15 protein-coding genes are annotated in these 17,958 nt (G+C 63.8%); 5 read left to right on the forward strand and 10 right to left on the reverse strand.

The features are described from left to right. Positions 1–7 precede the first annotated feature (7 nt). The 5 genes from SJI03_RS03665 to SJI03_RS03685 all read right to left on the reverse strand — a co-directional run bounded on the left by SJI03_RS03665 (position 8) and on the right by SJI03_RS03685 (position 5,201). Complete coding sequence (locus tag SJI03_RS03665; RefSeq protein WP_322426287.1) at positions 8–496, reverse strand: DUF6702 family protein; 489 nt, start codon at positions 494–496, stop codon at positions 8–10. After that, positions 493–2,868: a M1 family metallopeptidase gene (locus tag SJI03_RS03670; RefSeq protein WP_322426288.1), complete on the reverse strand. Its 2,376-nt coding sequence runs from the start codon at positions 2,866–2,868 to the stop codon at positions 493–495. Before SJI03_RS03670 ends, SJI03_RS03665 begins: the two co-directional genes overlap by 4 nt. A 165-nt stretch (positions 2,869–3,033) precedes the next feature. Continuing rightward, a complete protein-coding gene (locus SJI03_RS03675; protein WP_099378088.1) occupies positions 3,034–3,495 on the reverse strand; it encodes a MarR family winged helix-turn-helix transcriptional regulator in 462 nt (153 codons plus the stop codon). 48 nt (positions 3,496–3,543) lie between these two features. Then, positions 3,544–4,362, reverse strand: coding sequence for a TIM barrel protein (locus SJI03_RS03680; protein ID WP_322426289.1), 819 nt, complete (start codon positions 4,360–4,362; stop codon positions 3,544–3,546). Further along, positions 4,362–5,201 carry a phytanoyl-CoA dioxygenase family protein gene (locus SJI03_RS03685; protein ID WP_322426290.1) on the reverse strand — a complete coding sequence of 280 codons (840 nt, stop codon included), beginning with the start codon at positions 5,199–5,201 and terminating at the stop codon, positions 4,362–4,364. Before SJI03_RS03685 ends, SJI03_RS03680 begins: the two co-directional genes overlap by 1 nt. A gap of 109 nt (positions 5,202–5,310) precedes the next feature. On the opposite strand from SJI03_RS03685, the gene SJI03_RS03690 reads away from it, so the two are divergent. Beyond that, on the forward strand, positions 5,311–6,270 hold the full coding sequence (locus SJI03_RS03690; protein ID WP_233516136.1) for a LysR family transcriptional regulator: 960 nt from the start codon (positions 5,311–5,313) through the stop codon (positions 6,268–6,270). On the opposite strand, the gene SJI03_RS03695 is transcribed toward SJI03_RS03690, so the two are convergent. After that, entirely contained in the window at positions 6,263–7,333 is a 1,071-nt protein-coding gene (locus SJI03_RS03695; RefSeq protein ID WP_322426291.1) for a hypothetical protein, read from the reverse strand. The genes SJI03_RS03690 and SJI03_RS03695 overlap by 8 nt on opposite strands. A 305-nt stretch (positions 7,334–7,638) precedes the next feature. On the opposite strand from SJI03_RS03695, the gene SJI03_RS03700 reads away from it, so the two are divergent. Beyond that, a complete protein-coding gene (locus SJI03_RS03700; protein WP_416208723.1) occupies positions 7,639–8,058 on the forward strand; it encodes a hypothetical protein in 420 nt (139 codons plus the stop codon). Positions 8,059–8,285: 227 nt separating this feature from the next. On the opposite strand, the gene SJI03_RS03705 is transcribed toward SJI03_RS03700, so the two are convergent. Beyond that, entirely contained in the window at positions 8,286–9,788 is a 1,503-nt protein-coding gene (locus tag SJI03_RS03705; RefSeq protein ID WP_099378082.1) for a hypothetical protein, read from the reverse strand. Further along, positions 9,785–10,672, reverse strand: a complete 888-nt coding sequence (locus tag SJI03_RS03710) for a hypothetical protein (RefSeq protein ID WP_322426292.1) — start codon at positions 10,670–10,672, stop codon at positions 9,785–9,787. The genes SJI03_RS03705 and SJI03_RS03710 overlap by 4 nt, the downstream gene beginning before the upstream one ends. A gap of 168 nt (positions 10,673–10,840) precedes the next feature. On the opposite strand from SJI03_RS03710, the gene SJI03_RS03715 reads away from it, so the two are divergent. Further along, positions 10,841–11,770 carry a hypothetical protein gene (locus SJI03_RS03715; RefSeq protein ID WP_322426293.1) on the forward strand — a complete coding sequence of 310 codons (930 nt, stop codon included), beginning with the start codon at positions 10,841–10,843 and terminating at the stop codon, positions 11,768–11,770. Positions 11,771–11,827: 57 nt separating this feature from the next. Here SJI03_RS03715 and acpA read toward each other — a convergent pair whose 3' ends face one another. Then, positions 11,828–13,948, reverse strand: coding sequence for an acid phosphatase (gene acpA / locus SJI03_RS03720; protein WP_322426294.1), 2,121 nt, complete (start codon positions 13,946–13,948; stop codon positions 11,828–11,830). 166 nt (positions 13,949–14,114) lie between these two features. Between acpA and SJI03_RS03725 the strand changes: the two genes are divergently transcribed. Next, a complete protein-coding gene (locus SJI03_RS03725; RefSeq protein ID WP_322426434.1) occupies positions 14,115–15,389 on the forward strand; it encodes a cytochrome-c peroxidase in 1,275 nt (424 codons plus the stop codon). Between the two features lie 137 nt (positions 15,390–15,526). Further along, on the forward strand, positions 15,527–15,856 hold the full coding sequence (locus SJI03_RS03730) for a hypothetical protein (protein ID WP_035821678.1): 330 nt from the start codon (positions 15,527–15,529) through the stop codon (positions 15,854–15,856). Positions 15,857–15,901: 45 nt separating this feature from the next. Here the strand turns inward: SJI03_RS03730 and SJI03_RS03735 are convergent, their stop codons facing one another. After that, positions 15,902–17,734, reverse strand: a complete 1,833-nt coding sequence (locus SJI03_RS03735; protein ID WP_416208724.1) for a diguanylate cyclase — start codon at positions 17,732–17,734, stop codon at positions 15,902–15,904. Positions 17,735–17,958: the final 224 nt, after the last annotated feature.

The following is a 17,958-nucleotide window of genomic DNA, read 5'->3' on the forward strand; positions in this document are numbered from 1 at the left end:
GCAGGGCTTAGCGGATCGGCAGTTCCGTGTTCTGGCGGTCGAAAATCAGCGTCTGGATGCTGCCGCTGTCCTGCACGTTGAGGGTGTTGCGCTGGCTGGGCAGGAAATCGATCAGCAACTGGTTGTGGATACACGTGGCGGGGGCCAGGCGCGTGCGTTCGATCTCCTGGAAGATCACCACGTTGTCGGCATTGACTTTCATGCCGACCCAGTTCAGGCGCAGGCGCTTGCCGTCCGGTCCCACGAGGTAGAACTGTTTCTCGACATAGCGGCGCAGGGCCGCTTCGCTGTCTTCCTGACCCAGGTCGAACTGGCGCTGGTACAGGTTCGTCAGGAGCGCCTCGACGTCGTGGCCCGTGTAGGTGTGCACCACTTCCGTGCTGCCGCTGACCGCGTTATAGCTGATGTCGGCGATACCCATGTGGAAATTATGGGCGTTCGCCACCATGCTGGCGCAGGCCAGCGTGGCGCAAGCCAGCGCGCGCCAGCGCTTCACGCCTCGTCGCCCTTGGCCGAGCCGCCGTTCTTGTCTTTCAGCGGCGTATGAAAATCGCGCATCAGGTTGTCCTTGGGCGACTTCTCGCTCTTGAACAGTTCCAGGCGCGATGGCGTGATTTTTCTCGGCCAGCTATTGTTGCTGGTGTCGATGTCGGCAGTTTCCCAGTACGGGTCCTGCACCAGGCCCACCATCGGTTCATCCGTGATGACGACCTTGGTGATTTTCTTCGGCGAGTAGCGCCACACTTCGGCCGGCACGCGCTCGACGTACTTTTTGCCGCTTTTCAGTTCGATTTCGAGGATCAGGGGCATGACCATGCCGCCCACGTTCGACAGGTCGACCAGGTACAAATGCTTGCCCTGTTTCAGCAAGTCCTTTTCCCACGGCTCCAGGGCGGCCAGCGCTTCGGCATAGGCGTTGCGGTCCTTGTTGGTCACCGTGAAATCGTCGTGCTGATTGTAGAAATCCTTCAGCTCCGGATGTGCATCGACCCGGCGCGGCATGCCCTTGTTGGCGCGGTTCGTGACGGATTCCGGCTGGGCGTCCTTTTGCGCTTTTTTCCAGGCCTTTTCCGTTTCGGGATTCTTCGAACTCACGCCGTACTCGCTGATGCCGTCGATGCTGATGTCGACCGGGTCGGTGGTATAAAACCAGCCGCGCCAGAACCAGTCGAGGTCCGTGCCGGAAGCGTCTTCCATGGTGCGGAAAAAGTCGGCCGGAGTGGGGCGCTTGAACTTCCAGCGCTGCGCATATTCCTTGAACGCGTAGTCGAACAGTTCGCGCCCGAGGATGGTCTCGCGCAGGATGTTCAGGCCCGCCGCCGGCTTGGCGTAGGCGTTGTTGCCGAACTGCAGCAAGGATTCGGAATTGGTCATGATCGGCACCTGGTCGCGGCTACGCATGTAGTCGACGATCTCGCGCGGTTCGCCGCGCGAGGCCGGATAGTTTTCTTCCCACGCCTGCTGCGCCAGGTATTGCACGAAGGTGTTGAGGCCTTCATCCATCCACGTCCACTGGCGCTCGTCCGAGTTGATGATCATCGGGTAGTAGTTGTGGCCTACCTCGTGGATGATCACGCCGATCAAACCATATTTGGTGCGCTTCGAGTAGGTCAGCTCGCCCGTCTTCTTGTCTTTCACGGGACGGGGACCGTTGAACGAGATCATCGGATACTCCATGCCGCCCACGGGGCCGTTGACGGAAATGGCCGTCGGATACGGGTAGGCTATGCTGTACTTGTTGTACTGTTCGATCGTGTGCACGATGGCTTGCGTGCTGTACTTTTCCCACAGCGGATTGCCCTCTTTCGGATAGTAGGACATGGCCATCACATCGCTGCCGCCCTTCTTGTAGCCCTGCGCATCCCAGATGAACTTGCGGCTCGAGGCCCAGGCGAAGTCACGCACGTTGGCCGCCTTGAAGTGCCACGTTTTTTGCGCGCGGCTCACGGATTTCTCGGCCGCTTCCGCTTCCTTTTGCGTGACGATGACGATGGGCTTGTCGCTGCCGCGGGCCTTTGCCAGGCGCTCGCGCTGCGCGGCGGACAGCACGTCCTGCGGGTTTTGCAGCTCGCCCGTGGAGGCGACGATATGGTCGGCTGGCACCGTCAGCTGCACGTCGTAGTCGCCAAATTCCAGGGTGAATTCGCCGGAGCCGAGGAATTGCTTGTGCTGCCAGCCGGCTGCGTCGTAGTAGGCCGCCATGCGCGGGAACCACTGCGCCACTTCGAACAGGGCGTTCTTGTCGTCGAAGACTTCATAGCCGGCGCGCCCGCCCAGTACCTTCTGTTCATTGATGCGGTAATCCCAGTCGATCTGGAAGACGAAATCCTGGCCCGGTTTCAGAGGCTGCGGCAGGTCGATGCGCATCATCGTGCGGTTCACAACATATTTCAAAGGCTGGCCGTCGTCCCCTTTCAAGGCGCGGATATTGAAGCCGCCCTGGAAGTCGCCGCGTGCCAGGATGCCGCGCAAGCCTTCGAACTTCATCGTGTCTTCGCCCGCCGTCTTGGCCCACGCCTGGCGCGATGGCGCCGTGGCCATGCGGCGCGCGTCGGAATCGGGCTTGTAGATATTCTGGTCCAGCTGCACCCACAGGTAGCCGAGGGTGTCGGGCGACTGGTTATGGTAGGTGACGGTGCCGCTGCCAGCGATTTCTCGTTTGGCTTCATCGAGGGTGGCGCGGATCGTGTAGTCGGCGCGCTGCTGCCAGTAGGCGTGGCCCGGTGCACCGGAGGCGGTGCGGTAGGTATTCGGGGTGGGCAGCACTTCTTCGAGCTGGCGGAACTTGTCGTCGAAGGGCTCGGCAGCGAAGGCCGACACGGTAAAGCAGAGAGCCAGCGAGGCTACGGAGCCGAAAGGTATGCGCATATTCACCCTGATGTTGTTGTAAGGAAATAGTGGCAACTATTCTATACGCAGGGTGGGGCCATCCTTGTATCGATTTGTAATAAAGAAAGGCTGATTTCGCGCCAGCTTTTGCCTGGCGCTGTCAGGGCAATGCTTTACCTGATTTTGCTCGGAAAAGAAGCGCTTTTACTCACTTTTCATCAGGCTGTCGCGTAACTGGTTCAGTTGTTGTTTCATGTCCACAACCTGCTCCACGCTGCAGTGGCTGGCCGTCAGGATGGCTTCTGGCAGCAGGGCCGCCTCGTGGCGCAACTGGTCGCCCTGTTCCGTGAGGGAAATGATGACTTGCCGCTCGTCGCTGGCGGCGCGCGTGCGCGTCAACAGGCCCGATTGCTCCATGCGCTTGAGCAGGGGCGTCAGTGTGGCCGAGTCGAGGAACAGGCGCTCGCCCACTTCCGACACTGTCAGGCCATCGCGCTCCCACAACACCATCATCACCAGATATTGTGAATAGGTGAGGCCGAGTTTGCGCAGCAGCTTGCGGTACAGCTTGTTCATGGCAAGCGAGGTCGAGTACAGCGCAAAGCACAGCTGGCCGTCCAGGCGCGGCACCTGGTGCAAGGGGTTGGGGGCGGTAGTGGTATCCATGGAGACAGTATATATAGCGCACTACCTAATTGCAATGAGCGCGGGCGCCTACCCGGCGTAACGCGCGCGCAGCAGTTCGAGCATCGCGACGTTCTGTTCCCACGCGTCGCTCACGGGCTGCTGCGTGTATGGCAAGGTTTGCGTGTATGGGGCGGGGCCGAATTCCGGCGTGAACGTCATGCGTTCGGCGCCGGCCGCGCGGCGCAGGGCGACGATGGCGTCCCACCACGCCAGGTGAGCGTCGAGCGCCTGTTTCGCTTCCGGCGCGCGGAAGTCGGCTACCTGCGGTCCTTGCGCATGACCGACGCGTGCGTGCACGTGGCGCACCAGCGGCAGTACTTGCGCCAGGGTCTGCGGCTGGTCTTCCAGCAGGGATTCGCAGGCGCAGCACCAGTGCGACAGGTCGGCCGTCAAGGGCAGCTCGGGATACTGCTGCAGATACGGCAGCAGCAGCATCGGGTGGCCGGAAAAGCGGCTGCGGTGGATTTCATGCACGATGGGCACGCCGTGTTTTGCGGAGATAGCGGCGGCCAGGTCGAGCAGCTGCGCGTTCTGCGCCTGGCTGTAGTAATCCTTGCCCGTGTGCGTGTTGACCAGCACGGGGCGCGCCAGACAGGCGTTTTCCAGCAGTTCCGCCAGGGCGGCGCGGTGCTGTTCGAAGTCGCTGTGGAACACGGTTTCCCACTGCGCGGCGATCAGTTGCAGTCCCGCCCTGGCGATGCGGTCTGTCCATTCCTTGCGCAGTGCCGCGTCCAGCGGCAGCGACATTTCGATGCCGTCGAAACCGGCCGCCAGCACTTTGTCGATGAAGACGTCGGGCGGCAGCTCGTTATTGCCCCAGTGGGCGGCGAAAACCTCGATGCGCATCAGACGAAGCCCCGCACGGGGAAGGAGTCGTCGCGCTGGATCCAGTTGTGGGCCGCGTATTGCGTCTGGCCGTCCGTGGCGTGCAAGGTGTAGGCGTGGCGCGAGACGGGCGAGCGGTTCGGCGCGCTGTAATGGGGCAGCAAGCCGTGGAAGCAGACGAGGGCGCCCGCCTTGACTTCCAGTGGCACGGCCGTGCTGTCGTCGGGCCACGGTGTGCTATCGAGTTTTTCCACGCGCACGGCGTCGCCGTTGCGGATGAAGCGTTCGCGCAGCGGGCCGCGGTGGCCGCCCGGTTCGGCCCACAGGCAGCCGTTGTCCAGGGTGGCGTCTTCCAGCGCGAACCAGAAGGTGGTCACGCTTACCGGCGTGGTCTCGAAATACGTGGCGTCCTGGTGCCAGCGCACTTCGCCGCCGATGCCGGGTTGCTTGAAGATGTACATCGATTGCCAGACCTGTGCATCCGCCAGGCCCAGGTCGCGCGCCACTGCGGCCAGTTTCGGATCGGCCGAAAAGCTGCGGAAGACGGGGTCCAGGTCATGCATGGCGTGGCCGATCTTGTTGATCGACAGGGATTTGGCCTGCTTCAACTGGCCATCCGGACCGAACGCTTCTTCCTCGAAGAAGCAGCGGATGGTGTTGTCGGACGCGAGAAAATAATCGTTGGTGTTCTTCGCCTGGTCGCGCGTGGTGAAGATCGACTGGCTGACGTTGGGATCGAATTCGTTGACAATCTGCTCGGCGCGCGCGCGCAGGGCGGCGATTTCGTCCGCACCCTTGAAATCGGGCAGGATGAGGTAGCCGTCGCGTTGGTATTGTTCTTGTTGTGAGATTGTCAGCATGGCGGCGGCTCCGGAGGTCAATGGAAAACGCCATTGTAGGATGGGCGAGTGCGGCAAACAATCGCCCCGCGGTTGACAGATTGTCGCCAAAGCGAAGACAATCTTTGACATGGATCAACTAAAAGCGATGGAAATCTTTGTCGAAGTGGCGCGCCAGCGCAGCTTTACGGTGGCGGGACAGCGCCTGGGCCTGACGCGGGCCATGGTCAGCAAGACCATCATGCAGCTGGAAGAGCGCCTGCATGCGCGCCTGCTGCACCGCTCCACGCGCGAAGTGAGTCTGACGGACGCGGGCCGCGCCTATCTGGCGCCGTGCATGGCCACCGTCAGCCAGGCGCAGGAAGCGGCGCGCATGGTGGCGCACGTGGCGCAGGCGGGAGCGGGGGCGGAGCTGGCCGGGCCGCTGCGCATCCAGGCGCCATCGAGCTTCGGCAGCGCGTGGCTGGCCGACGCCGTTGCGCGTTTCAGCCTGCTGCACCCGCAGGTGCAAGCCGAGTTGTTTGTCGACGACGCGCTGCTCGACCCGATACGCCATGGTTTTGACTTGACCATCCGCGTGGGCGGCATTCCGGACAGCAGCGCGCTGGCCATGCGCCCGCTGGCGCCGTGCCGCGCCGTGCTGTGCGCCAGCCCCGCCTACCTGGCGCAATGGGGCGTGCCGCGCACGCCACAGGATTTGTTACAGCACCAGTGCCTGCATTTCAGCCACCTGACCGATGGCACGAACTGGCATTTTCAGCGTGGAGCAGGGGAGCAGAGGGAAGAAGTGAGCGTGCGCGTGCAGGCGGGCTTCACGGCGAATAATGGGCTGGTGCTGCACCAGGCGGCGCAGCGGGGTCTCGGCATCGTCTACAGCACCACGTTTCTCGCCTGGCGCAACCTGCTCGATGGCAGCCTGGTGCCCGTGCTGTCCGGCTGGGACCTGCCGCTGAATCACTTGAGCGCCCTGTACCCGGCCAGCCGCCAGCCGTCGCCCAAGGTGCGCGCGCTGATCGATTTCCTGGTGGCCGAATACCAGCCCGTGCCGCCGTGGGACAGGGAACTGGAAGCGGCGGGGTTTTTCAGCTGAAAGCGACGGCTTCCACGGTCCACGCGCCATCCGCGTACACGCGCTCGTCGTCGAGGTAGACGGCTTCGGTGACGGCGAAGATGTCGACGTGGTAGCGCGCATCCTTGCGCTTGAATTGCGGCTTGGTGTAGACGCCGTGCTTGGCGCCCAGCGACAGGTGGATGCCGCACATGCGTTCATACGTGCCGATGTCGTTGACCAGCTGTTCGCGCGAAAAGGCGCGGTTCATGCCGAAGCCCAGTTCGCGCACCCACACTTCGCCTTCATGCGCGCGGATGATCTCCAGCATGGCGGTAAATTCCGGCGTGGCGTTTTCCGTGCCCGTGACTCTGCCCTTGTCGATGATCAGGGTGATCGGCGTGTCGGGGCGGTTGACCATGAAGTGCGTATCGCCAAAAACGAAGATGCGCACGCGCCCGTTCACGGCTTCCAGATCCTGCGCTTCCGTAAACACTTCGCCCAGCGGGAACTGGCCGCCGATATTGTTCATGCCGCTGTAGTCGCCGATATTGAGCTTGGCCGATTCGAACGGCGAGGCGAAGACCAGCTGTTCACCGCCGCTGTCGACCATGCCGTGGCGGGCTTTGTTGATGCGCGCCTTCAGCGCATGGCCGACGCCCCGGTAGTAGGCGGGGTCGTAGGCCAGCGAGGCGATGTAGTGCAGTCCCTGCACGCCGGGCATGCGCGACAGGTGCACGTGTTCGATCACTTTCAGGCCCCGCTTGAACAGCTCGATGCGGATGCGGAACGCTTCCAGGCGGAAGCTGGTCGACTGGATCAGCACGACGAGGCTGCCGGCCGGCAGTTCGGCAAACGCGGCCAGCACGGCATCGGGCGTGACCTCGTCGAAATCGATGAAGGTGGCGTCCGGCAAGGCCTGGCGATACGCTTCCGTCAGCACGACATTGAGCCAGCTGCGCTTGTCGCAGACGATCAGGGCCGGTTCGTCGGGGCGGTGGCAGATGGCCATGGCCAGCAGGTCGGCCACGTTTTGCGCGGCCACTTCGGTGGCGGCGGCGCTGATGGCGTCGAGCCGGCTGGTGTCATTCTCGGGAAGCGTCATGGTGCAGAGGTGGGGGCGTGAAGTAATCGCAGCATTATAAGGCGATTGCCGCAGACGCCGCCATTCGCCATCCGGCGGAGGACGGGCGGCCGCCATCCCGCTGATTATCTTGTGTAGTGCTTTCCGGCAATGTATTATTTGATAAATGGTATTGCAGGGCATGGCAGCGAGCCTGGGAGTGACCCGGCGCAGCGGCAAATGCACGCATGCGCACGGCGGCACGCTTTCAGTGATGCAGGGACAACAAGCCAACAGGCGATGATTAAGAGTGTGAAGTGATGAGCATAATCGGACAAGATATTCCCATGGAGCGGCCGGATACGGATGGGCGCGCCGCCGTCTTCGTTCCCGTCACGGGCGTCAAGGAAGATGTCCTGTTGACCATACGTAAGGGTGCGGCCATCGTCGGCTTTGCCAACCACGACCGTACCATCACCGTGTATTTTGAAAGCAATCGCTTTGACGATCCCGTGCTGGCCAAGTGGGAACACAAGGCGCGCAAGGCCTACGACCGCCTGGTCGACAATGCGCCCACCGTATCGAAACTGACCACCAGCCCCGCCAATTTCGAGCAGATCGGCTATATCAATGGCAAGGGCATCACCATCCGCCGCATGGAGAGCCTGCAGCGCTGGCTTGCGTATTCTGAGGCGATGGAGTCTTGTCCGGTAACGGATATCATTCCGCGCACGCTTATCGCCAAGCCCGAAAGCGTTAAAGTTTAAGGGCGGGTGATACAACACCCTCGGTGTTGTTGCCTGCCCTGCATTTACCTTACTGTACTGAAGTACTGTCTTCGGGGCGGCGCCTAGCCCTGAGCATTTTCTCAGCCGCTCCTGGTGTGCATACGGGAGCCAACGATGTTGTCGGATTACGCAGGGCTTTGCCCCGCCTCGGCGGCCCCGCTAATCCGACCTGCGCGACCTACGCCTGACCTCGCTCACGCCTCCCCTCACACCACGACGATATTCGCCTGCGCCTTGAGCGGGCAGGGCAGGGTGTCGTCGAAGGTGATTTCGATGGCGCTGGCGACGAACATGCCGCCGATGTGCTGGGCCGCGATTTCCGGCGGCGTGCCGGGCTTGGTCAGATTGACGTCCTGGGCGAAGACGAAGACTCTCCAGGTGCCGTAGACCTTCTGGTCGTATTGCAGCAGGGTGCGGTAAGCCCGCTTCAAGTCCAGGCTGCCTGCGTAGACGCCATCGTTGGCGCCCGGGTCGAAGCCCAGGCCGTTGTCGGTCAGCGATTCCACGAAATACAGTCCCTGCGGCGCCTGGAACAGCACGAACGCATACAGCTCCGTGCCGCGGAAGACATTGCCATTGTCGCGCTTGAAGCTGGCGCGTATCCACAGCGGTTCGTAGGCTTGCACGACGGCGGGCGTATCCGTTTCCACGGGCCCCGCCACGTGGATGTTGACTTGCGTTTCGGTGACTGCATGCTGGTAGGTGGCGCCCGTGGTGAAGCGTTCGTACTGCCAGCTGATGTCGGCCGTGTAGGGCAGGCCCGCGTTCGGCGCTTCGGGTAACACCCATTTCGCCACCACGCGCTCGGCCAGGGTCAGTTCGCCGGCGGCCGGTGGTGTTGCTTCCTGGCCACGCCAGAACGGGTCCGCGATATCGGAGCAGGCGACGGCGATGGCGCCCGAGGCGATGGCCGAGGCCACGCCCGCCACTGTGAATTCGGGCTGGCCCGAGCCGGCCCCTTCCAGCGAGCAGCAATCGACGCTGGGATCGGTCTCCTCGAACGTGCCGCCCACGCTGAAGCTGGCCTTGCCGGAACCGAGCGCGGCTGAAATGATGGCGACCAGCGCGGCGATGATGGCAATGATGATGGCGAGAACCTTCCACCACGGGTCGGAAAACGGCAGCTCCCCATGCGTGCCCGCGTAGGCGGGATTCGGCGTCCAGACGAGGGTCATGCCGGTCGGCACGATCGGCCCCAGGCCGGGCGGGCAGCGGCACTCTTTTCCATCCTTCCCCGTGCTGCCCCAGCGCTTGCCCGGCAAGTGGCCTTGCGGCTTGGACAGTTCCAGGGTGCCTTCTTCGACCGTGCACGTGTAGGTATTGGTGACGCTGTCGAAGCGCGTTTGCGAGACGAAGATCTGCTGGATCGAGCGGTGCGGCGTGTAGCCGTCCGCCTTGGCGACAAAGCTGACCAGGCGCTTGCCGGGCGTAGCATGCTGGAAGTCGGCATCCCACATCACCAGCATGGCCGCGCCGGCGGGAATGCTGGCAAAAAAGAAGGTGCGTGCCACGGGCACGATGCCGGGATCGCCCACGCTTTCCAGGTACACAGTGACATTATTCAGGGCGCTGCCGGACATGTTGGTGACGTGGGCGGCGATGCGCAAGCCATAGATGGCATTGTCGAAGATGCCATCAGGCAGCATGATATTGGTGACGGGCTCGATCGCGAACGGCCGCGTCAGCACCTGCAGGGGGGTATCGCTCATGATGCTTGCTCCTCGGGGCTGTGCTGCTCTTGCGCCTGCTCTTGAGTTTGCTCTTTCTCGAGATCGGTGACGATATACGTGATGCCGCCCATGACCTTGCCCTCCTGGCTTTCCAGCACGCGCAGCAGCGCATACTGGCGTGGCGGCAAGGCTTCGGCGCGCACGCTCAGGTACACGGCCTGCGCCTGGCCGCGCGGCACCTCCAGCGCCAGTTTTTGCTCGCCGGGGGCATCGCCATTGCAATGGGGCGTGCGCGCCAGGCCCGCTACCAGGCGCGCTTCCTTGGCCGGCTGCCATCGCTCAAGCCCCAGGGTGGCCAGCAGGCGCTCGGGCAGCTCGCCACCCTGCTCAATGTGCAGTTCCACTTTTTTCGTTGCGCGGGGCAGGGCCGCCACCGCGATGGACAGCAATTGTGCGCGCCGGGCTGCCAGCACCACGGTGACGTTGCGCTGGGCGATCTGCTCGTGCTGCTTGGGCAGGAAGGGAAAGCCGTTGGGCAGGGGATCGGGCAGTGGGTTGATGTCGCCCGGGCCGTGGGCCACGGCCAGCAGGCATTCGTGCCCTCCATTGACGATGACGGGGATCCAGGGCACCAGGCACAGCACTTCCTGCGTGGCGCCCGGTGGCAAGTCGGCAAACGCGGAACCGATCTGCGTGGCGGCACCGACGGCGATCTGGCCGGACGGGTCGGCCCAGTAAAAATCCACGCGCACACCATTCGAGGCGCTGTTGCCCGTGTTGTGCACGCGGCCCCACAGGTAGTTGCTGGTGCCGGCGATGGGCGCGCCGGGCGGACCATTCGGATCATTGCCCGGCACGACCCAGATGTCGGCGCTGTCCCACCACGAGGGCTGGCCGTCTTCGATGATCAGGTGGGCTGGCATGGCGTTCTCCTTGTCCTTGGCCGGTGCCTATAGCTTAGGACGCGGCGGCGGATGCTTTTTGATCGGTATCAAGGCCATGGAACTCGGCGCCGGTGCGCCGTTGCCATGCTTGCGTAAGGTAATATTGCGGCAGAACGCAGTGGAATGACTCCAGGAAAAGGTTGGAATGTGCTTGAAACAGTGAATGACGTTTGCATCAACGCCGCTTGCGGCCGGACCTTGCCGCTGCGCGTGGCGCATTGCCCGTTTTGCGGAGCGCGCCAGATAGCGCAAGCACCTGTTCTGGAGAAAGCCGTGGCGCCGCCGCCCGTGCCGCGCATGCCGCCGCCGGTGCCCGCGCCTCCGCCCATTCCTTCGCCTGCTCCTGCGCCCACCCCCGTGCCGCAGCCCGCACCCGTTCCCCAGGCAATCCCGCCAGCGCCTGCCGCGCCGGCAGCTGCGCCAGCCAAGGCGCCGCCCGCCAAGCCTGCCACCAAGGGTTCGGTGCCGCCGCCGCGCCCGCCCGTGCGCTTGCGCACGTGGATCGCGGCGGCAGTGGTGCTGACGGGTATCTGGTTCTATAACAAGCCGGCTGACAAGCCGGCCAGCGTGGCAGAGCAGGTCGAGGCCGCCACGGCTTTGGCGGCGCAGTGCGACCTGGACGGTGCGCGCAGCGCGCTGGCCGTGCTGAAAAGCGCCAAGGCGCCCGCTGCGCAGATCAAACGCTTGCAGACGAACATCACCAAGTCCGCCACTGCCTGCGACAAGCAACAGCAGCGGGCACAGGCGTGGACGGCGCTGCAGGACAGCGTCAACCAGGCCCTCGACGGGGGCAAGCCGGAGCTGGCCGCCACGCGCCTGGCCATCTACGTGAAACGCTGGGGCGACGATCCCGACACGCTGGAACTCGATGCCAAGGTGAAGGTGGCGCAAGCGAGCGTCCAGCTCGATGCTGCCGACGCCTGTCTGGCCAAGGGTGACCGGGTTTGCCTGGAAAGCAGCTTGATCGCTGCCGAACGCTACAAGCGGCCGGAACTGGCGGCGCGCACGCAGACGCTGCGCACGGCGCTGTCGCAATTGCTCGAACGTTCGCTGTTGGATACGGCACCGGGCCAGTAGCGCCAACCGCTCAAACGCCCGCCGCGGTCACACCGGGCGGGCGCATTCGACGCAGCCTTACTCTTGCGGTACCAGCGCCAGCGCCGCGCTGAAGTCGCCCATGGGCTTGCCGCCGTTGGCCACCAGCGCCTTGTCGCGCGTGCTCAAGCCGTCGAGCACTGGCAGGGCAAAGCGGTGCGTGATGGCGCGCAGGATGGACGCCGAATCGTATTGCGTATGATCAACTAATCCCTTTTTCACATAGGGCGAAACGAGGATGGCCGGCACGCGCGTGCCCGGACCCCAGCGGTCGCCCTTCGGCGGCGCCGCGTGATCGTAGAAGCCGCCGTTTTCATCGTAGGTGACGATGACCAGCATGTTCTTCCACTGCGGACTTTTCTTCAGCTGGGCGATGACGCTGGCGATGTGCGCGTCGCCATCGGCCACGCTGGCGTAGCCCGCGTGCTGGTTCAAATTGCCCTGCGGCTTGTAGAAGGCGACGGGCGGCAGCTTGCCGGCGCCCGCGTCGGCCAGGAACTGGCTGTCGAAGTCGCGCAGGTGGGCGGCGCGGTAGGCGGGCGCCTTCACCGGGTCCATGTTGGCAAAGTAGTTGAAGGGCTGGTGGTGGAACTGGAAGTTGGGCGGATTCGGGAAACTGCCGCCGCGCGCGCTGGCCGTGGCCAGGGCCGTCGTGTCCTTCCAGGCGCCCGCATACCAGGCCCAGTCGATGTTCTTGCCAGAGAGTAAATCGCCGATATTCGTCTGCGTTTGCGGCGGCAGGGTGTTGGCCTTGCCCGTGTCCGCATACAGCTTGCCGCTGTCGCCCGATGCCGGCGCGTTGCTGCTGGGCTGGAATGGCGGCTGCATGGTGTTGACGGCGTAGAACATGCCCGTGCTGTCGGCCGGCGTCAGCGCGCCATCGTTGGCATAGGCGGGCGCACCGTTCAGCACCGTGGCTGGCGCCGTGGCGGATGGCGTCAGGCGCACAAAGTTGCCCTTGGCGTCGACGTCGATCTTCGCGATCGAACCCTTGGCCACCGAGGTGTCCGCGTTCGGATACGTGGGCGCGCAGGCGCAGATCAGGTACTGGTGCGTGAGGAAAGAGCCGCCGAAGGCGCCGATGAACAGGTTGTCGGCCAGCGCATATTGTCTGGCGATGTCCCACAGCTGCATCTTGCTGCCGTCGTAATAGCCCATGCTCAAACCGCCCGCGTCGGAATACGCGGCGAACTTGTCGTTGGCGCCGCCGTTGATCTGCATCTGGTTGTTGTAGAAGCGGTGCACCAGGTCGCGCGTGATCACCGATTGCGGCAGGTACAGGGGACTGCTGGCGTCGTCGATCTGGAACGGCTTGTTGGGCAGGTTGGCCGATTGCGCCTGGGTGATGACGGTGCTCTGGCCGGCCGCCGTCATGCCGCCCCAGGTGGGCGGCAGCACGGGCAGGGTACTGCCGTCGATGTCTTTCTGCGCCACGTAGGCGGATGTCGACGTGGGGTTCACGCCCGGCACGCCGTTGGCGCCCGGGAACAGGCCGTACAGATTGTCGAAGCCGCGGTTTTCCGCGTAGATGACGACGATGGTCTGGATATTGTTCAGCGCCAGCGCGCCGTTCAGCGCGGCCAGCGCGTCGGCGGGGGCCGCCTGCGTGCTGGCGCTGGCGATCAAGCTCGTCACGCTGGCGTTTTCCGCCTTCAGTTTCGCCAGCTCGTCGCCGCTGGCCTTGTTGAAGTCCGATGCCAGGCCCGCTTCGGATACGCCCAGGCGCGCGGCCAGCTTGCCGCTGGCGGCGGCAAAGTCGCCGCCGTTGCCATCCATGACTAGCGCCAGCTCCGTCGACAGGGCGCTGACGAAGGCGCCGTGCCCGGCGGGAGCGCGCAGCAGCAGTTTTTGCGTGACCTTGCTGCCCGTGTCGCCGATGGCTTCATGGCGGATGGCATCCGTGCCGATGGTCACCAGCACGGCGCCCTGGCCGTCGAGCGTGTAGCTGCCGTCGGCCGCCGTGCGTACGGCGGCGGAGGCGCTGTCGCACGTGAGTTTGGCGGTGGCGCTTTCCAGGCACACCTGGGCGTTTTCATAGTAGCTGCCGATCACCTGGCCCGTGGTGCTGGGCGTGATCGCATAGTCGCTGCCGCAGGCGGCCAGGCCCAGCGTCAGTAACAACGGCAGGGGCCGTAACGAAGTTTTTGCGTGCAAGTTCATTTTCATGCCTTCTGGGTGGAAAACGTCGCATGCTAGGCAGGCAATATGTCAGCTGCGTGACATGTCAGCGCCTGTTACATGACGTAATGTACGGACTTGATACATTAGGTTTTGCAGGGGCTTGTCACGCAGCTGTCACATGCCGTTGCTACGCTGCCAGCCCATGATGAAAACGATACCCGCCGTGCTGCTTGCCATTTGCGCGCTGTCCGCCTGCCAGCCCGCGCCGCAGAAAGAAGTCCAGACAGCCCCTGCGGCCGCCTATCTGGCCGGAGCCTACGCGCCCACCCTGCAACGCCAGCCTTCGGTGGCGACAATGACTGCCATGGGCCGCGCCATGTTTTTCGAGCCCAGCCTGTCTGTCTCAGGAAAAATGTCGTGCGCCAGCTGTCACAGTCCCGAACATGCGTATGGCCCGCCGAATGGCCTGGCAGTGCAGCTGGGCGGCCCGGAGCTGAAGGATGCGGGCACGCGGGCCGCCCCCTCGCTGCGCTACCTGCAGACGGCGCCCGCCTTTACCGAACATTTTCATGACGATGATGGCGACGACAGCGTCGACGCGGGTCCCACGGGCGGACGCAACTGGGATGGGCGCGCCCAGTCCGGCCACGAACAGGCCCTGGCGCCGTTGTTGTCGCCGCGCGAGATGGGCAACCGCGATGCGGCCGCCGTCGTCGCCAAGCTGCAGGCTGGCCCCCTGGCGGCGCAGTTTCGCCAGACGTATGGCGCGGATATCTTCGAGCAGCCGGGTCAGGCGCTGCGCTGGGCGCTGATGTCGCTGGAAGTGTTCCAGGAAAGCCCGTTGGACTTCTATCCGTACACGAGCAAGTACGACGCCGTGCTGCGCAAGCAGGCCGTTTTGAGCCCGCAGGAAGCGCGCGGCCTGGCCCTGTTCAACGATGAACGCAAGGGCAATTGCGCCTCCTGCCATATCAGCCAGGTCACTTCCGGCGGCGCCTTCCCGCAATTTACGGACTATGGCTTGATCAATATCGGTGTGCCGCGCAATGGCAAGCTGCCCGTCAATGCGGACCCGGCGTTCTTTGACATGGGACTGTGCGGCCCGGACCGCAGCGACTTGAGGGAGCACAAGGAGTACTGCGGCAGCTTCAAGACGCCATCTCTGCGCAATGTCGCCCTGCGCAAGGTGTTTTTCCACAATGGCAGTTTTGACAGCCTGGAGCAGGTGCTGCGTTTTTACGTGCAGCGCGATACGGCGCCGCAAAAGTGGTATCCGATAGATAAACACGGCAAGGTGCGCAAATACGACGACTTGCCGCCGGGCCTGGCGGCGAACGTGAATGTGGAAGCACCGTTCGACCGCCAGCCGGGCCAGGCGCCCGCCCTGAACGACGCGGAGATCGCCGACGTGATCGCCTTCCTGCACACCCTGACGGATGGCTATCAGGCACCCCGCCCGCCAGAGCGAAAACATGGCTAAAAGATATCAAGATACCATTGCTTACAACTACGCCACAAAAGCCTGTTTTTATGTGCGTTAGCGCACGCTAGAAAATTTTAGGCAGGTGTATATTGCGAACTGATCTGTGTCTTTTGATAACAATGAAAGGGAATATCATGAAAGTAAGCAAAAATTGGATGACCGTGTGCGCCGCCGGGATGATGGTCGTGGCACTGGCTGCGTGCCAGAAGAAGGATGATGTCGCTGCCGGTCCTGCGGAACAAGCTGGCCAGAAAATCGATGCGGCCGCTGCCAAGGCTGAAGCCGACATCAAGGCCGCCGCTACGAAAGCCGACGCTGCCGTGAGCCAGGCCGCTGCCGATACGGGCGCCAAGATGGACCAGGTCGCCGCTGACGCCGACAAGAAAATGAGCGAAGCGGCCGATGCCGTGGGCAAGAAAGTGGAAAAAGCCGGCGAAAAGATGCAGGACGCCGCGCACAAGTAATCTCGCCAGGGCCGGCCAGCGCTGGCCCGGTCCCCGCAGCTGCCGTCAGGTGATGGCAGCTGCGGCGACGCCATCGCTGGCTTGGCCTCCTTGCGTCACCGTCTTTTCCACTCCGTCCGTTCCCCCCAGCACCACGCTCAAATCGACAAAGCCGTCGCGCCACGCGCGTTCCAGGTCTTGCTCCACCGCTTCCAGGGTCGTTCTTTCCACCTGCTGAAAACCGCGCAAGCCATACGCCCGGTTGCGCCCGTGCGCCTTGGCCAGGTACAGCGCCATGTCGATCAGGTTGACGCTGCGTTCCCACGTGAGCGGGCGTCCCAGCGGCGCCAGCGGATAGGGTGCAAAGCCGACGGACACGTGTACCTGAATGGCCTGTCCCTGGTAGTGGATGCTTTGCGCCGCCATGCCGTTGAGGATGCGCCGCGCAATATCGTCGAGTCCGTCGCGCGCGACAGCCGGCAGGAAGGCGAGGAATTCCTCACCGCCCCAGCGCACGATCATGTCCGTTTCGCGCAACACCTCGTGCAAGGTTTCGGCGATCGTCGTCAGCACGAGGTCGCCCGCCGCATGGCCGTAACGGTCGTTGATATGCTTGAAATGGTCGACGTCGAGCAGGAACAGCGCACCGACGACATTGGCGCCGCCGTAGGCCGGCTGCGGCTTGCCTGCATGGCTGCGCATGAATTCCTGGAAATGGCGGCGGTTGTACAGGGCCGTCAGCGGGTCGCGCGAGCTCTGGCGCTTGAGTTCCTGGTTCTTGACCTTCAGCTGTACGTTCGCGTGGCGTACCTTGCGGTACAGCAAGCCAACGATGGCGGACGCCATGGCCAGTACCAGCGCCAGCAGCCACCATACGCGCTGCTGCAGGCGGCGGTTGTCGATTTCCGTGCTCTTCAGCTGATTTTCTCGGCTCAGCAGCTCGATCTGGCGCTGCTTCTTTTCCGCCTCATACTTTTCTTGCAGCTCATACACGGCTTTTTGCCGCTGTTTCTCGAACAGCTGGTTCGAGATGCCCCGCTCGCGGTGATACGCCGTCACGGCACCGCGCAGGTCGCCCGCCTTTTCCAGCGCCATGCCGTATTCCAGCAGCACGGCCTGCATTTCTGGCTGGTTGGCCGTGCGTTCATAGTAGGCCAGGCCCGTGGCCACGCTTTGCTTGCCTTCCTGCAGCCGTCCCTGGCCGAGCAGCGCCTGGCCGATGTTCAGGCGCGCCGTCGCCTCCACCTGTTCATTGTTGACCAGGCGCCCCGCCGTGATGGCTTCATTCGCAAAGCGCAGGGCGCGCACGTAATCGCCTTCCTTCAGGTAACTGTCCGACAGATTGACGAGGGTAACGGCCACCATGCCGCGCGCGCCCAGCTGGCGTTCCAGCGCCAGGGCCGCCAGCAGGGCGCGCTGGCCCCGCTGTGGCTGTTGCGCGTCGAGCGCCAGCCCGTATTCCGTATTCTTCGCCTGCGCCATGCGGCCCGGCGATTCCAGCGTGCCGGAGACGGCCAGCAATTCATCGAGTACCTCGAAGCCCTTGTCGTATTCGCGCATCTGCGTGTACAGCAGGGTGAGGGCATTCAGGGCGGCGGCCAGGCTGGAAGGGGAATGGCTCTGGCGCGCCAGGTCGACGGCCGCCTGCAGCTTGGCCAGCGCAAACGGGAAATTGCCTTCCTCGGCCCACGACTGGCCCGCGCTGATGGTGGCCTGCACGCGCACGGGCAAGTCGTCCGTGCGGTTGGCGATGCGTTCCGCCTCGAAGGCCAGCAGGTGCGAGGCGCGGCGCTCGTTCATGGCGAACGTGACATAGGCCTTGCAGAGGATGCCTTTCGCCAGCGCCACGTCGCTCTTGTTCAGGCGGGCGTAGGCGATCAGCTCCTCGGCCAGCTGCATGGCGAGGTCGTTCTGCCCCAGGCGCATGCGCACCGTACTCAGCTGTGTCAGGAATTCCGCGCGCACCAGCAGGGGCGCGCTGCGCGCCTGCGTTTCCACCTCCTGCAGGCGCTGCAGGGCGCGCGCGGGCACGAAGCGGCCATCCTCGCGCACGGCGGCGATGTGTTGTTCCAGCTTGCTGACCTGGGCATGGGTGGCGGGCGGCAGCAAGCAGGCCAGTACCA

This window comes from Janthinobacterium sp. GMG1 (assembly GCF_034427795.1).
Taxonomy (GTDB): domain Bacteria; phylum Pseudomonadota; class Gammaproteobacteria; order Burkholderiales; family Burkholderiaceae_D; genus Janthinobacterium.

Excerpts from the sequence above, each read along its gene's own strand:
- SJI03_RS03670 (WP_322426288.1), bottom strand. The coding sequence starts at position 2,868 with ATGCGCATACCTTTCGGCTCCGTAGCCTCGCTGGCTCTCTGCTTTACC.
- SJI03_RS03675 (WP_099378088.1), bottom strand. The coding sequence starts at position 3,495 with ATGGATACCACTACCGCCCCCAACCCCTTGCACCAGGTGCCGCGCCTG.
- SJI03_RS03680 (WP_322426289.1), bottom strand. The coding sequence starts at position 4,362 with ATGCGCATCGAGGTTTTCGCCGCCCACTGGGGCAATAACGAGCTGCCG.
- SJI03_RS03685 (WP_322426290.1), bottom strand. The coding sequence starts at position 5,201 with ATGCTGACAATCTCACAACAAGAACAATACCAACGCGACGGCTACCTC.
- SJI03_RS03690 (WP_233516136.1), top strand. The coding sequence starts at position 5,311 with ATGGATCAACTAAAAGCGATGGAAATCTTTGTCGAAGTGGCGCGCCAG.
- SJI03_RS03695 (WP_322426291.1), bottom strand. The coding sequence starts at position 7,333 with ATGACGCTTCCCGAGAATGACACCAGCCGGCTCGACGCCATCAGCGCC.
- SJI03_RS03700 (WP_416208723.1), top strand. The coding sequence starts at position 7,639 with ATGGAGCGGCCGGATACGGATGGGCGCGCCGCCGTCTTCGTTCCCGTC.
- SJI03_RS03705 (WP_099378082.1), bottom strand. The coding sequence starts at position 9,788 with ATGAGCGATACCCCCCTGCAGGTGCTGACGCGGCCGTTCGCGATCGAG.
- SJI03_RS03710 (WP_322426292.1), bottom strand. The coding sequence starts at position 10,672 with ATGCCAGCCCACCTGATCATCGAAGACGGCCAGCCCTCGTGGTGGGAC.
- acpA (WP_322426294.1), bottom strand. The coding sequence starts at position 13,948 with ATGAACTTGCACGCAAAAACTTCGTTACGGCCCCTGCCGTTGTTACTG.
- SJI03_RS03725 (WP_322426434.1), top strand. The coding sequence starts at position 14,115 with ATGAAAACGATACCCGCCGTGCTGCTTGCCATTTGCGCGCTGTCCGCC.
- SJI03_RS03730 (WP_035821678.1), top strand. The coding sequence starts at position 15,527 with ATGAAAGTAAGCAAAAATTGGATGACCGTGTGCGCCGCCGGGATGATG.
- SJI03_RS03735 (WP_416208724.1), bottom strand. The coding sequence starts at position 17,734 with ATGCAGCTGGCCGAGGAGCTGATCGCCTACGCCCGCCTGAACAAGAGC.